Consider the following 14,087-nt stretch of genomic DNA (forward strand, 5'->3'; position numbering starts at 1 on the left):
TGGTTGGATCGTTACAATGGAACGTGCCCGGCGCAGCCGGAGAAACCCCGACCGGCCCTCCGCCGGTGAAACCCGACAGATCGCTCCGCCGGAACACCACTCTGGCGTGACGCCGCACGAGACCGTCACGAAAGGGCGTACGTGGTAGCCACGAATACCCGTCAGACCGCCGAATCGGCCGATGCCGACTCCGCAGACGTAACCGCAGCACGGCCGGTCCGTAAGGCTGCCGCGAAGAAGGCTCCGGCGAAGAAGGCCGCCGCCAAGAAGGCGCCTGCCAAGAAGGCCGCCAAGGCTGCCAAGGCTCCCGCGAAGAAGGCCGCCACCAAGAAGGTCGGCCCGGACGGCGAGCCCGGCGCCGACGAGGCGCTGGAGGACGAGTCACTCGATCTGGACGATCTCGGCGATCTGGAGGTCTCCGAGGAGGACCTCGCCGACGGCGACGAACTGGTCGACGTCGCCGAGGACGCCGAGACCGAGGAAGCCGAGGGCGAGGAGTCCGACGAGCCGACCGCGGCCGACAAGGCCTCCGGCGATTTCGTCTGGGACGAGGAGGAGTCCGAGGCGCTGCGCCAGGCCCGCAAGGACGCCGAGCTCACCGCGTCGGCCGACTCGGTCCGCGCCTACCTCAAGCAGATCGGCAAGGTCGCCCTGCTCAACGCGGAGGAGGAGGTCGAACTCGCCAAGCGGATCGAGGCGGGCCTCTACGCCGCGGAGAAGGTGCGCGAGTTCGCCGAGCAGGGCGAGAAGCTGCCGGTCGCGATGCGCCGCGACTACAACTGGATCGTCCGCGACGGCAACCGGGCCAAGAACCATCTGCTCGAGGCCAACCTGCGCCTGGTCGTCTCGCTGGCCAAGCGCTACACCGGCCGCGGCATGGCGTTCCTGGACCTGATCCAGGAGGGCAACCTGGGTCTGATCCGCGCGGTGGAGAAGTTCGACTACACCAAGGGCTACAAGTTCTCCACGTACGCCACCTGGTGGATCCGGCAGGCCATCACCCGCGCCATGGCCGACCAGGCCCGCACCATCCGCATCCCGGTGCACATGGTGGAGGTCATCAACAAGCTCGGCCGCATCCAGCGCGAGCTGCTCCAGGATCTCGGCCGCGAGCCGACGCCGGAGGAGCTGGCCAAGGAAATGGACATCACGCCGGAGAAGGTGCTGGAGATCCAGCAGTACGCGCGTGAGCCCATCTCGCTGGACCAGACCATCGGCGACGAGGGCGACAGCCAGCTCGGCGACTTCATCGAGGACTCCGAGGCCGTGGTCGCGGTGGACGCGGTGAGCTTCACGCTGCTGCAGGATCAGCTGCAGTCGGTGCTGGAGACGCTGTCGGAGCGGGAGGCGGGCGTGGTCCGGCTTCGCTTCGGTCTCACCGACGGCCAGCCGCGCACCCTCGACGAGATCGGCCAGGTCTACGGGGTCACCCGGGAACGCATCCGCCAGATCGAGTCCAAGACCATGAGCAAGCTGCGCCATCCCAGCCGCTCCCAGGTCCTGCGCGACTACCTCGACTAGGTCGCATCGCCTCGACGCCCGCATTCGTCGTCCGCTCGATTCGTCCAGCGGCCGGTGAATGCGGGCGTCGCGCTTTCGGCATGTCGCCGCCGGGCGTGATCGCAACGTGTCGATTCGCGTTGCTCCGCAGTGTGTTTCGCTCGCGCCCGGCACTTCGCGAGGATCGCCGCCGACCCGCCGGGCGCGGTAGTTCCGGCTCAGGTCTCAGTGATGACCATTGCCGTGCAGACGTTCCGGCGCGGTCCGCCGAGGCAGTTTCGCCGACGCACCCGCGCAAGGGTGACGGCGGCGGTGTGCCGCCCCGCCCGGTGTGCCACCCACCCGGTGTGGGGTTCCCTGAGATCGCGGCTGTGTGGTGCGCCGGGACCGAATGCCGTAAGGCATGAAGCGACGTCATCGTCGCGCAGACGGCCCGTGACACAGCGCACACCGGGGCCTGTCGCCGCGCCTGCGCCCCGCCCGGCAGACTTGCGGGGTGGTTGCCTCGACCTCGACTCCGAGCTGGCTGCGGTCACCGTGGACGCGGACGGTCGACCTGCGCGCCGAGTTGCGCGACGGGTCGGCCTGGCTGCGGCGTCCCGGGCTGCCGCGGCGGCTCCTGCCCGCCATCCGCGCGCATCTGGGGGCAGCGCCCGCCAGCACCGCCTACGCGTTCACCCTGTTCGTCACCTGGTGGACGCTGCGTGGGGTCGGTGGCTCGGTGGAACGCCGATTGATCTTCTCGGCGTCGACCAACCTGTACAACATGCGGCACAACCCGGTGCAGGTGCTGGTCGCTTCGGCGTTCTGGACCGACGGCGGGTTTCCCTGGACGACCATCGCAGGCTTCGTGCTCGTCATGGCGTATGCCGAACGCTGGCTGGGCACCGGACGCTGGATCCTGCTGTTCGCGACCGGGCACATCGGGGCGACGTTGCTGACGGTCACCGGCATCTCCCACGCCATCGACCGTGGCCTCATTCCGCTGCGGGTGGCGGTCGCCGCGGACGTCGGCACCAGCTACGGTTTCTCGGCCGTCCTGGCAGCGCTGGCCTTCCGGTTCCGCGGCAAGGTGCGGTGGGTGTGGGCCGGCGCGCTGCTGGCGACGCTCGGCGTGGCGCTGTGGGTCGAGCCGACGTTCACCGACTACGGCCATCTCTGTGCCGCCGTGATCGGGCTTGCGGTCGGCGCCATCGCGAGCCTGTTCTGGCACCGGTTGCAACGGACCGCCGACCGTAGAGCCGGCGCCGATCACTACTGATCAGGAGACTTGGGGCGCGCGGCGGCCGCGGTTCTGCATCATCCCGACCACCGGCTCGACCACCCGCGCCGCGATCGGACCCAGCACCGCCATCAGCAGCACGTAGGTGGAGGTGAGCGCGGTGAGCTGACCGTCCATCGCACCCGCGCTCACGGCGAGTCCCGCGATGACGATGGAGAATTCGCCCCGTGCGACCAGCGCGGCGCCCGTCCGGGCCCGGCCCATCCGCCGGATGCCCTCGCGTGCGGCGGCCCACCAGCCGGTCGCCACCTTCGTCACGACCGACACCGCCGCCAGCGCGATCGCCCAGCCGAGCACCGGCGGGATCGCACGCAGGTCGGTGTTCAACCCGAAGGCCACGAAGAAGATGGCCGCGAACAGGTCGCGCAGCGGTTCGAGCATCTTCGCCGCCGCGTGCGCGGTCGAGCCGGAGATCGCGATGCCGAGCAGGAACGCTCCGACCGCCGCCGACACGCTCAGCGCCGAGGAGACGCCCGCCACCAGCAGCGCCGCGCCGAGCAGCGTGAGCAGGAAGACCTCACGGTCGGCACTGGCCACGATCGCCGAGACGTACCGCCCGTAGCGCAGCGCGACCAGCAGCACCAGCGTGATGGTGATCAGCGCCACCGTCAGGGCGCGCAACCCGCTGATCCAGCTGAGCCCGGCCAGCACCGTGGTGAGGATCGGCAGGTAGACCGCCATCGCCAAGTCCTCGAAGACGAGGATGGACAGGATCACCGGTGTCTCCCGGTTGCCCAGGCGCCCGAGGTCGTCGAGGACTTTCGCCACGATCCCCGAGGAGGAGATGTAGGTGACGCCCGCCATCGTGATCGCGCCGTCGAGGCCCCAGCCGAGCATCAGCGCGACCACCGCCCCGGGTGACGCGTTGACCACGATGTCCACCAGACCGGCCGCCCACGAGCGGCGCAGGCCGGTCACCAGCTCCGCCGCCGTGTATTCCAAGCCGAGCAGCAACAGCAGCAGCACCACGCCGATCTCGCCGGCGATATGGCCGAAGTCGTGGGCGGCCCGCAGCTCGATGAGCCCGCCCTGGCCGAAGGCGACACCGCCGAGCAGGTACAGCGGGATCGGCGACATGCCGATCCGGCCCGCGACACGCCCCAGCATGCCGAGAACGAAGAGAACCGCTCCGAGCTCGATCAGGGCGAGCGCGGTGTCCGTCACGGCTCAGCCGTGCGTCAATATCTTCGCGGCGGCATCCAAGCCCTCCGGGGTGCCGACGACCACGAGCAGGTCACCCGCGGTGAAGGTGAAATCGGGGCCGGGCGAGGGATGCAACTGCCCGGCCCGCATGACGGCCACGATGGAGGCCTTGGTGCGCGTGCGCATCTCGGTCTCACCGAGGGTGCGTCCGTCGTAGGGCGAGTCGTCCCCGATGGGGAGCTGGCGCGTGGTGATCCCGGGCATGTCGCGGTGGTCGTCGTTGAGCTTGGCGACCAATTGCGGCGCGCCGAGGAGGTTGGCCAGCACCGCCGCCTCATCGGTGGTCAGGGGGATCTGCGCGGCACAGGCGTCGGGATCGTCGAGCTTGGAGACGATCAGGTCGATATCACCGTCGCGGTGGGCGACCACGCCGATTCGGCGACCGGAACGCACTTCGAAGTCCTTCCGGACACCGATGCCGGGTAGTGCGGTGACGTCGACGTTCACGCCCTCCAGATTAACCGGATCACCCCGTCCGCGAACGGATCGGTCATCACTTCGGCGGATGGCGCGTCGCGGGCGCTGTGCTGTGATGGAGGGCGTGCGGCGGTGGGCGGATGTGCCGGAGCGGATGCGGGACGCGCTGGGCGCGGTGATCGCGTTCGCCGGCGGGGCGGCACTGTATCTCGCCGGCCTGTCCACCATGACGGAGCGGGGCGAGCACGTGTCGCTGTGGGTGCGGTGCGGTGTGCTGGCCGCATTGTGCGTGGCGACCTTCTGCCGGCGCCGGACGCCGGTCGCGGCCATGGTGGCCGGCCTGGTCCCGCTGGCCGTCGACATCCGGCTGGGCGCCACGGTGCCGGTGTGGATCGTCTACGCCGACTTGATCTACGCCGCCGTGCTGTACGCGCGGCGCAGGGCGTCGCGGATCACGGCGCTGGCCTGGTCGGCGCTCTCCGCTGTCGTGGTGGCGCTGACCCTGGCTCTGACCGGCGACCTGCGCGCGGTCGCGGTGGCGCTGGTGGCTGTGTTCAGTTTCGTCGCGACACCGATCTGGTGGGCGAACTCGGTGCGCACCCACAAGGACGTCGCGCACGCCGAGCGCACCCGCGCCGAGGCGCTGACCCTGGTCGCCGAACTCGACCGCCGCGCGGCCGTGGCCGACGAGCGCACCACGATGGCGCGTGACCTGCACGACGTGATCGCCGGGCACCTGTCGGCCATCGCCCTGCATTCCGAGGCGGCGCTCGGCGTGCAGGCCCGCGCGGACGCCGACCCGGCGGTGGCCGGGATCATCCGCGCCATCCGCGCCAACAGCGTCAGCGCACTGGAGGAGATGCGCACCATGATCGGACTGCTGCGCAGCGACGACGACGGCGCGGAGGCGGCCGCGCCGCGCACCCTCGCGCAGTTGCCGATCCTGGTGGACGCCGCGCGTGCGGCGGGGATCTCGGTCCGGGTGCGCGAATCACTGGACGCCACCACGCTGCCCAGCGCGGTCGACCAGGCCGCGTATCGCATCGTCCAGGAGGCTTTGACCAACGCCATGAAACATGCCCCTGGACAAGAGGTTTCCATCGACGTGCGCACCGAGGAGCAGATGCTGACCATATCCGTCCGCAACCGGACCGCGCCCGCACGGCCGCCCCGATCGGTGGCCGTAGCCGGGCGCCGCGGCTTGGTGAACATGCGCGAGCGGGCCGCGGCGCTCGGCGGAAGTCTGCGCGCCGGAACCGATTCCGGCCACTGGGAAGTGCTGGCCACCCTGCCGCTCGGAAGCGCGGGCCGCGCATGACGATTCGGGTGGTGATCGCCGACGACCACGCCGCGATCCGTGCGGGCCTGCGCATGATCCTGGACGTCGAGCACGATATCGAGGTGGTCGGCGAGGCCGCCGACGGCGATGTCGCGGTGGCGCAGGCCAAAGCGCTGCGGCCGCGGGTGGTGCTGATGGACGTGCGCATGCCGGGAGTGGACGGGATCACCGCCACCGAGCGGATCACCGCGGACGGCCTGGCGCAGGTGCTCATCCTGACCACGTTCGACCTGGACGAGTACGTCTTTCGCGCACTGCGGGCGGGCGCATCGGGCTTCGTGCTGAAATCCACGTCGGGCCGGGCGCTGGTCGAGGCGGTGCGCGCGGTCGCGGCGGGCGACGGCGTGCTGGCTCCCGAGGTGACGCGCGCGGTGATCTCGGCGTTCGCCGCCTCGAATCAGGCTGCCGGCCAATCGGCTCCCGCGGGGCTCGGCGAACTCACCGAACGGGAACGCGAAGTGCTCGATTGCCTCGGCGACGGGCTGTCCAACGCGCAGATCGCGGGTCGGCTGTTCATCGGCGAAACGACCGTCAAGACGCACGTATCCCGGGTGCTGGCGAAACTCGGTGTGCGGTCGCGGGTTCAGGCCGCCATCGTGGCGCGTGAGATCCGCGACCGATAGTCACCCCGGGAGCGGGGCGAATGTCCCGTCCGCCGCGGGCAGGTACTCCGCCACTCCGGTGACCGCGCCCACCGGCAAAGGGCCGTACAGATGCGGGAAGAGCATCGACTCCGGATCGGTCGGGACGCCGGGCTCCCATTTGATCGGCGACCCGACGCGGCCGGGGTCGATGCGCAGCAACACCAGATCGCGCCGCCCCGCGAACAAGCGATTCGCGGGCAGGTGCACCTGCCGCGGCGCGGAGAGATGGATGAACCCCGCTTCGGCCAGAGAGGGCGCACGGTACTCCCCCGTTTGCCGAGCGGAAAGCGATTCGTCCAAAGTGCATAGGTGAACCAGGGTGTGAGTGTCATAGGTCACGGGTAATCTCCCGGTAGACAACTTAATCGGCCGATCGAGGTTGTGACGCAGCGCACATCGCCGACAGGACCTGAGGCGTTCGCCCGTAGCGAAATCCCTGGTCGTGTTATCGAAAACACACTGCTTCGTCCGCGGGAACAAAGTCCCCCGTCCCGAACGTCTGACAGAGTAGTCAATACCCCTGCTGGGAAGTAGCGGTAGCGAGCTCGTGGTGAGTGACCACGGGCCCCACACCAGGTGAACGGTCGTCGGGACCGGGAGCCAGGACGGAGGAGTCATGCCAGGAACCCTGACAAGCACCCCACTGACCGCGGTCGATCGTTGCGACCGCTGCGGGGCGGCGGCCCGAGTGCGCGCCGTATTGCCCGCGGGTGGAGAGTTGCTCTTCTGCCAGCACCACGCGAACGAACACATGGATCGACTGCGTGAGCTGGACGCCGTGATCGACACGGAGTCCGCTCCCGCGCTCTGATCTGCTCCTCGCGTCCTGACACAACAGCATCGGACAACAGAACACCGTTTCCACCGGCAGCGGGCGACCCACAGGTCGCCCGCTGCTCGTGTGTCCGGCGGCGGTCAGTCCGCGCCGAGGATGCCGTCCAGCAGCCTGGCCAGGCCGTATTCGAACGCGCCGTCCGGGTCGGCCGGCGCCTGGTACAGCTCACCCACCGCCGCCCCGACGCGTGCGGCGAGCGGGAACCGGCTCGGCGGCATCACCTCGGCCAGCAGCGGTCCGTGCACTTCCCACCACCGCGCGTCGCTCATGCGCGCGGTCTCCCGAGCGGCCGCCACGGCCATGCGCGCGTTGCCGGTGGCGAATTCCGACAGCACGGCGATGACCCGGTCCATCACCACGTCGGGCAGGCCGAGTCCGTCTATCGCGGCCAGCTGCCGCTCGTACCGACGCATCCGTCCCGGGCCGAGCACGAGCCGCCAGGGGGACACCTCGAGCAGCCAGGGATGCGTGAGCAGCTCCGCGCGGATCCGGCGGGCCACGGCGGCGAGGCGCTCCCGCGGCGGCAGATCGGCGGGAATGGGGGCGTCCTCCTCTGCCACCGCGTCGACCATGAGCGCCGTCAGCGCCTCCTTGCTCGGCACGTAGGTGTAGAGACTCATCGGCCGCAGCCCCAGCTCGGCGGCGACCGTGCGGATGGAGACCTTCTCGTAGCCCTGCCGGTCGGCGAGCGCGACCGCCGTCGCGACCACCGCGTCCACGCTGACCGCCTGTTTCGGTCCACGTGCCGCCGGACGCGGCGGAAGTTCGTGCCGCCACAGCAAGCTCATCAGCCGCTGGGCCTCGTCGGAGGTGACGTCGTCGCTCACTGGCTCCTCGGAACCGATCCGGTACCGTGTACGTTGTCCCATTACTCCGTACACCATACGTTGATTTGAGGGGTGCGCCCTGCTCAGCACACAGGTCACTTATCTACCGGATCGGCACATGTTCGCGCTCTGGACCTGGCTCGGACACGCCCCCGGTCCCGCCCCCGCAGGCACAGGTGACCGCGAGACCATCGCGCTGGCCGTCCCCGTCGGCGCGGACGGGGGCCTCGAGATCGTCGACGTGGACGCCGCACTGGTCGATCCCGAGACCTTCGCCGACTCGCGCCTCGAGCACCCGGGAGAGTCGGTCCTGGCCTGGCAACGGGTGGTGCGTACCGTGCTGGCCGACCCTGCCGGGGAGCCGCAGGCACCCGACGCCGAGGCCATGCCCATCGCGGCGCACGCCGTGCCCGACGCGTCCGGCACGGCCGTCGTCTCCGCACAACGGGCGCTGGGTGTGCTGCGCGACACCGAGGCGGTCGCCGCGGACCTGCGCGCCACGCTGAAGGCCCGGCTGCGGCCCTATCAGGCGCGCGGTGTCGGCTGGCTGCGCGAAACGGTGGCCGCGCACGGTGGGGCGGTGCTCGCCGACGAGATGGGGCTCGGCAAGACCGTGCAGACCATCGGGTTCCTGCTCGACCGGGCCGAGGCCGGTCCGCAGCTGGTGGTGTGCCCGACCTCACTGGTCGGCAACTGGGCCCACGAGATCGGCCGGTTCGCGCCGGGGCTGCGCGTGGTCGTGTGGCGCGGCGGCGCCGTCGACGCCGAGGCCGCGACGATCGTCATCGCCGGTTACCCGACGCTGCGTCTGCACGGGCAGCTGCTGTCCCAGCGGAGCTGGGCGACGGCCGTGTTCGACGAGGCGCAGGCGCTGAAGAACCCCCGCACCCAGGTCGCGAAGGCGGCGCGCGCGCTCGACGCGGCCGCGACAGTCGCGCTGACCGGCACGCCGGTGGAGAACCACCTCGACGAGCTGTGGGCCCTGCTGCACCTGGTGGCGCCGCGGCTGTTCGGGCACCGGACGCAGTTCCGGCGGCGCTTCGTCCGGCCGATCCACGAGGGTTCGGCCGCCGCCGCGGCACGGTTGCGCGACACCGTCGAACCGGTGGTGCTCGCCCGCACGAAGCGTCAGGTCGCCGCCGCGCTGCCCGCGAAGATCCACAGCGACCTGCTCTGCGACCTCACCGCCGAACAGGAACTGCTCTACGACCACCTGCTCGACAAGGCCATCGATGACGGATTCGGCGCGGGCATCGAGCGCCACGGCCGGGTACTGGCCGCGCTGACGGCCCTCAAGCAGGTGTGCAACCACCCCGGGCTGATCACCGGCGAACTCGACGAGCTGGCGGGCCGGTCCGGGAAACTCGACCTGTGCACCGACATCATCGCCGCCAATCTCGAAACCGCCAGCCCGACATTGATTTTCACGCAGTACCGGCAGACCGGTGAGCTGCTGGTGCGGCATCTCGCCGAGCGGTTCGGTGTGCGCGCGCCGTTCTTCCACGGCGGCCTCTCGCAGGCCGAGCGCGCCGAGATCGTCACCGGCTTCCAGGCCGAGGACGGGCCGCCGGTGCTGGTGCTCAGCCTGCGCGCGGCGGGCACCGGGCTCACGCTGACCCGGGCCGCCGACGTCGTCCATTTCGATCGCTGGTGGAACCCGGCGGTGGAGGCGCAGGCCTCCGACCGGGTGCACCGGATCGGCCAGACCCGCACGGTCACCGTCACCACGCTCACCTCGACCACCACCGTGGAGGAGCACATCGCGGGCATGCACGGCCGCAAGGCCGCGCTGCGCGACCTCGGCGACGCGGCGGGCATCGCGGCGCTGGCCGCGCTGGACGACGCCCAGCTGATCGAGATCCTGCGCCGCAAGAGGGAGAACTGATGGCGGACAACGAGTTCGGCTACACGCCATGGGGCATGGACTGGGTGCGGCTGGCCGAGCCGCTGCACCAGACCCGGCCGGACCCGCTGTTGCCCCGCGCCCGCAGCATCGCGCGCAACAACGGCGTCCAAGCCACCGTCGAGGGAGGCGAGGTGCGGGCCACCATCCACCGGGGCGGTCAGGCGTCGGTGACGCGGGTGGAGGTGGCCCCGCTGTCCCGGCAGACCATCACCGCGATCGCCGCGGTCGCGCCGGAACCGGCCATGCCCACCGACGACATGCATCGCGCGATCAGCGCGGCCGGGATCGCGCTCGCGCCTGTCCTCGCGGGGACCGACTGTTCGTGCACGGCACGCAAGACGCGGTGCGTGCACGTCCTGGCCGTCTTCTACGAGATGGCGCGGCGAGTCGACGAGGATCCCCGCCTCGGCTTGGCGATCCAGGGCTATTTCGCCGCGGCGCCGCGGGATTCGGACGAGCAGGCACCGGCGACGCGGTGGACGCCGATCAGCGCGCTCGACCCTCGGCGCTTCTTCACGACGACGCCGCGCTGAACCGCGCGACGACATCGGAGCCCGCGGGCCACCCGGCTCACTCCGGTTCCTGGCCCGGAAGCGGAAACTGCGCACGCCGGTGTCGATCTCGACGTCGGTGAAGCCGATGCGGCGCAGCCGGTCGCTCGGGTCGCGGGCCGGGTCGGGTACGCGACGCCCAGCGCGTACGTCGCGGCTTTCCGGCGGGCGATCGGCGTCCCGCCGGGGCGGTATTTCGCCGGATGATCAGGCGTTGGTGCCGCTGTCCACGGTGAGGAACGCGCCGGTCACGCTGCGGCCGGACGGCCCGGCGAGAAAGGCGACGGCGGCAGCGACATCGTCGGCGGCGCCGAAGCGGCCCAGCGCGGTGCGGTCGCGCTGCCGCTCCGCGTGCGCGCCGTCGCCCGGGTTCATGTCGGTGTCGGTGGAGCCAGGCTGCACGAGGTTGACGGTGATCGCACGCGGGCCCAGTTCGCGCGCCAGCGCCTTGGTGAAGCCGTTGAGGGCGGACTTGCTGAGGTTGTAGAGCGTCACCCCGTCGAATGGGGCGTGATCGGTCAGGTTGGTCCCGATGCTGATGATCCGCCCGCCGTCGGTCATGTGCGCGACCGCGGCCTGCGCACCGACGAACGCGGCACGAGCGTGCACGTCGAGCGCGTTGTCGATCTCCTCGACGGTGAATTCCCCGAATGGCTTCGCCGGGAAGATCCCCGCGTTGTTGACCAGGATGTCCAGCCCGCCGAGTGCGGACGCCGCGCGGTCGACCGCTGTGCGCACGGCGGTGGCGTCGGCGCTGTCGGCCCGGATTGCGACGGCTCGGCGTCCGAGCGCCTCCACCTCGCCGACCACCGTCTTCGCCTGCTCTTCGGCGTGCTGGTAGGTCAGCGCCACGTCCGCGCCCGCGGCCGCGAGGCGGCGCACGATCGCCGCCCCTATCCCCCGGCTACCCCCGGTGACCAGCGCGACCTTGCCCGTCAACTCCGGCATCGGTACTCCTTCAATTTTGTGTCGATCAGTACATAAATAGCCAAGCGCATTCGCCGCCACGGTGTCAAGGGGTATATTTAACGATCGACACAGAAAGGTCCGGCATGGCTGAACGGGGACGACCGCGCGCCTTCGATCGCGCCGAGGCGTTGCGCCGCGCCATGGAGGTGTTCTGGGAGCACGGCTACGAGGGCGCGTCGATGAGCGACCTCACCGCCGCGATGGGGATCAACTCCCCCAGCCTGTACGCCGCGTTCGGCGGCAAGGAGGCGCTGTTCCGCGCGGCCGTCGAGCTCTACGGGCACACCGACGGCGGCTACACCGCCCGCGCGCTGCGCGAGCAACCCACCGCGCGAGCGGCCGTCGAGGCGATGCTGCGGGACAACGCGGCGGCCTACACCGAAGCGAACAAGCCGCACGGGTGCATGGTGGTGCTCGCGGGTTCCACCTACACCACCCGCAACACCGGCGTTCGTGACTTTCTGATCGACAAGCGCCGCGCGACCACCGAAGACATCCGGCGACGGCTCGAGCGCGGCGTCGCCGAGGGCGATCTGCCGCCGGGCACCGACACCGCGGCGCTCGCCGGTTTCTACACCACGGTCCTCTACGGCCTGTCCATCCAGGCGCGAGACGGCGCGTCGCCGGCGGAACTCACCGCGTCGATCGACTGCGCCATGGCCGCCTGGCCCGCCCCCGCCCGCTGACGACTACTTGCGGCGCAGCGCGGCGATGCGCTCACCGAGTTGCTCCGCGGTGGCCAATGCGGTCGGCGGCCCGCCGCACTCGCGGCGCAACTCGCCGTGGATCACGCCGTGCGGCTTCCCGGTGCGATGGTGGTGCATCGCCACCAGGCTGTTGAGTTCGCGCCGCAGCTCACCCAGCCGATCGGCGGTGGCGACCCGCTCGGCGGCGCCCGCCACTTGCGGGCCGGGATCGGGGACGGGCGCGCTGCGCTCGGCGACCTGTTTGGCCTGCCGCTCACGCAACAGCGCACGCATCTGCTCGGCGTCGAGCAGTCCGGGAATGCCCAGGTAGTCGGCTTCCTCGTCGCTTCCGGCGAACGTCGCGGTGCCGAAGGAAGATCCGTCGTAGATCACCTGGTCGAGTTCGGCGTCGGCGGCCAGCGCGACGAAGGACTTCTCCTGCTCGCCCGGCTCGTCCTGCTGCTTGTTCGCATCGATCAGCAGTTCATCGTCCAGGCCGTTCTTCTCCCGGTGCGGCTTGCCGATGACGTGGTCGCGCTGCAATTCCAGTTGCGCGGCCAGGTCCAGCAGCACCGGCACCGAGGGCAGGAACACGGTCGCGGTCTCGCCGGGCTTACGGGCGCGCACGAAACGCCCGATCGCCTGTGCGAAATACAACGGCGTCGAGGCGCTGGTCGCGTACACGCCGACGGCGAGGCGCGGCACGTCGACGCCCTCGGACACCATGCGGACCGCGACCATCCAGGGCTGGGTGCTGTTGCTGAATTCGGCGATGCGGTGGGAGGAAGCCGGGTCGTCGGACAGCACCAGCGCCGGCCTCTCGCCCGAGATGTGTTCCAGCAGTTCGGCGTAGTCGCGGGCACGGTCCTGGTCGGTGGCGATCACCAGACCGCCCGCGTCGGGCATGCCGGAGGCGCGCTTCTGGCGCAGCCTGATGTCGGCCGCGCGCAGCACCGCGGAGATCCAGTCGCCGGCCGGGTCGAGCGCGGTCCGCCAGGCGCGTGCGGTCTGCTCGGCGTTCAGCGGCTCGCCGAGGCGGGCGGAATACTCCTCGCCCGCGCTGTCGCGCCAGTGCGCTTCGCCGGAGTAGGCCAGGAAGACCACCGGCCGCACCACGCCGTCGGCGAGCGCCTCGGCGTAGCCGTAGGTGTGATCGGCGCGGGACTTCGGGAAGCCGGACTCGTCGGGTTCGTAGACGACGAACGGAATCTGGCTGTCGTCGCTGCGGAACGGCGTACCGGTCAGGGCGAGGCGGCGGGTGGCGTCGCCGAACGCCTCCGCGGTCGCGTCGCCCCAGCTCTTGGCGTCACCCGCGTGATGGATCTCGTCGAGGATGACCAGCGTCCTGCGATTCTCGGTGCGCACACGGTGGCGCGACGGATGCGCGGCGACCTGCGCGTAGGTGACCACGACACCGTGATAGTCACCCGAGGTGCCACCGGTGGAGTTGGAGAACCGCGAGTCGAGCGCGAGCCCGGCACGCGCCGCCGACTGTGCCCACTGGTGCTTGAGATGTTCGGTGGGCGCCACCACGGTGATCTGGTCGACGGTGCGGTCGGCCAGCAGTTCGGCGGCCACGCGCAGCGCGAAGGTGGTCTTACCCGCCCCCGGCGTCGCCACGGCGAGGAAGTCCCGTGGTTTGGTGGCCAGATACTTCGTCAGCGCACGTCGCTGCCAGGCGCGCAGGGAGCCACCGGAGGTGGTGGTCACCGCTTCGGAATCGCCCGGCGTCTCTGTCTCTCCCGCCACAGCGGCGCCACCCGACCCAGTCACGCAGACGACCCTAGCGGCCCGCCACGGTGTGTCGCCAAACCGACGCGGCGGGCGCGACGGGCATCACACGGCCACCAGCCGGGACGCTGCGAGTTCACCGGACGCCCACCGACACATCGCGCACACCCCATGCCGATCGCCGAAGTGCGCGATGC

Annotated in this window: 14 protein-coding genes; 8 read left to right on the forward strand and 6 right to left on the reverse strand. The window is 70.6% G+C overall.

The window, feature by feature from the left end; translation table 11 throughout:
- Positions 1–141: 141 nt before the first annotated feature.
- Together NB3_RS26685 and NB3_RS26690 are read left to right on the forward strand one after the other, a co-directional pair.
- Positions 142–1,521 carry an RNA polymerase sigma factor gene (locus NB3_RS26685; protein WP_067808874.1) on the forward strand — a complete coding sequence of 460 codons (1,380 nt, stop codon included), beginning with the start codon at positions 142–144 and terminating at the stop codon, positions 1,519–1,521.
- A 475-nt stretch (positions 1,522–1,996) separates the two neighbouring features.
- A complete protein-coding gene (locus NB3_RS26690) occupies positions 1,997–2,761 on the forward strand; it encodes a rhomboid-like protein (protein WP_157112024.1) in 765 nt (254 codons plus the stop codon).
- Here the strand turns inward: NB3_RS26690 and NB3_RS26695 are convergent, their stop codons facing one another.
- On the reverse strand, positions 2,762–3,946 hold the full coding sequence (locus NB3_RS26695; protein ID WP_084823702.1) for a cation:proton antiporter: 1,185 nt from the start codon (positions 3,944–3,946) through the stop codon (positions 2,762–2,764). It lies immediately after the preceding gene.
- Between the two features lie 3 nt (positions 3,947–3,949).
- The gene (locus NB3_RS26700) at positions 3,950–4,432 is read right to left on the reverse strand and encodes a cation:proton antiporter regulatory subunit (RefSeq protein ID WP_067808878.1); all 483 of its coding nucleotides are present in this window, start codon (positions 4,430–4,432) and stop codon (positions 3,950–3,952) included.
- Between the two features lie 85 nt (positions 4,433–4,517).
- Between NB3_RS26700 and NB3_RS26705 the strand changes: the two genes are divergently transcribed.
- Together NB3_RS26705 and NB3_RS26710 are read left to right on the forward strand one after the other, a co-directional pair.
- Positions 4,518–5,720: a sensor histidine kinase gene (locus NB3_RS26705; RefSeq protein WP_244892105.1), complete on the forward strand. Its 1,203-nt coding sequence runs from the start codon at positions 4,518–4,520 to the stop codon at positions 5,718–5,720.
- Positions 5,717–6,364 (forward strand): response regulator, encoded by a 648-nt coding sequence (locus tag NB3_RS26710; RefSeq protein ID WP_067808882.1) that lies wholly within the window; start codon positions 5,717–5,719, stop codon positions 6,362–6,364. Before NB3_RS26705 ends, NB3_RS26710 begins: the two co-directional genes overlap by 4 nt.
- Here NB3_RS26710 and NB3_RS36385 read toward each other — a convergent pair whose 3' ends face one another.
- Entirely contained in the window at positions 6,365–6,724 is a 360-nt protein-coding gene (locus tag NB3_RS36385; protein WP_067808884.1) for a DUF952 domain-containing protein, read from the reverse strand.
- 277 nt (positions 6,725–7,001) lie between these two features.
- On the opposite strand from NB3_RS36385, the gene NB3_RS26720 reads away from it, so the two are divergent.
- The gene (locus NB3_RS26720) at positions 7,002–7,196 is read left to right on the forward strand and encodes a DUF7455 domain-containing protein (protein ID WP_036538000.1); all 195 of its coding nucleotides are present in this window, start codon (positions 7,002–7,004) and stop codon (positions 7,194–7,196) included.
- A gap of 104 nt (positions 7,197–7,300) precedes the next feature.
- On the opposite strand, the gene NB3_RS26725 is transcribed toward NB3_RS26720, so the two are convergent.
- A complete protein-coding gene (locus NB3_RS26725) occupies positions 7,301–8,008 on the reverse strand; it encodes a TetR/AcrR family transcriptional regulator (protein WP_067809031.1) in 708 nt (235 codons plus the stop codon).
- A 157-nt stretch (positions 8,009–8,165) separates the two neighbouring features.
- Between NB3_RS26725 and NB3_RS26730 the strand changes: the two genes are divergently transcribed.
- Together NB3_RS26730 and NB3_RS26735 are read left to right on the forward strand one after the other, a co-directional pair.
- Positions 8,166–9,932, forward strand: a complete 1,767-nt coding sequence (locus NB3_RS26730) for a DEAD/DEAH box helicase (RefSeq protein WP_067808886.1) — start codon at positions 8,166–8,168, stop codon at positions 9,930–9,932.
- Positions 9,932–10,486 carry an SWIM zinc finger family protein gene (locus NB3_RS26735; RefSeq protein WP_067808888.1) on the forward strand — a complete coding sequence of 185 codons (555 nt, stop codon included), beginning with the start codon at positions 9,932–9,934 and terminating at the stop codon, positions 10,484–10,486. Before NB3_RS26730 ends, NB3_RS26735 begins: the two co-directional genes overlap by 1 nt.
- Positions 10,487–10,711: 225 nt before the next feature.
- On the opposite strand, the gene NB3_RS26740 is transcribed toward NB3_RS26735, so the two are convergent.
- On the reverse strand, positions 10,712–11,452 hold the full coding sequence (locus NB3_RS26740; RefSeq protein ID WP_067808889.1) for an SDR family NAD(P)-dependent oxidoreductase: 741 nt from the start codon (positions 11,450–11,452) through the stop codon (positions 10,712–10,714).
- A gap of 104 nt (positions 11,453–11,556) precedes the next feature.
- On the opposite strand from NB3_RS26740, the gene NB3_RS26745 reads away from it, so the two are divergent.
- A complete protein-coding gene (locus NB3_RS26745; RefSeq protein WP_067808891.1) occupies positions 11,557–12,159 on the forward strand; it encodes a TetR/AcrR family transcriptional regulator in 603 nt (200 codons plus the stop codon).
- 3 nt (positions 12,160–12,162) lie between these two features.
- Here the strand turns inward: NB3_RS26745 and NB3_RS26750 are convergent, their stop codons facing one another.
- A complete protein-coding gene (locus NB3_RS26750) occupies positions 12,163–13,908 on the reverse strand; it encodes a DEAD/DEAH box helicase (protein ID WP_371855944.1) in 1,746 nt (581 codons plus the stop codon).
- Positions 13,909–14,087 lie beyond the last annotated feature (179 nt).

This window comes from Nocardia beijingensis NBRC 16342 (assembly GCF_001612785.1).
GTDB lineage: Bacteria > Actinomycetota > Actinomycetes > Mycobacteriales > Mycobacteriaceae > Nocardia > Nocardia beijingensis.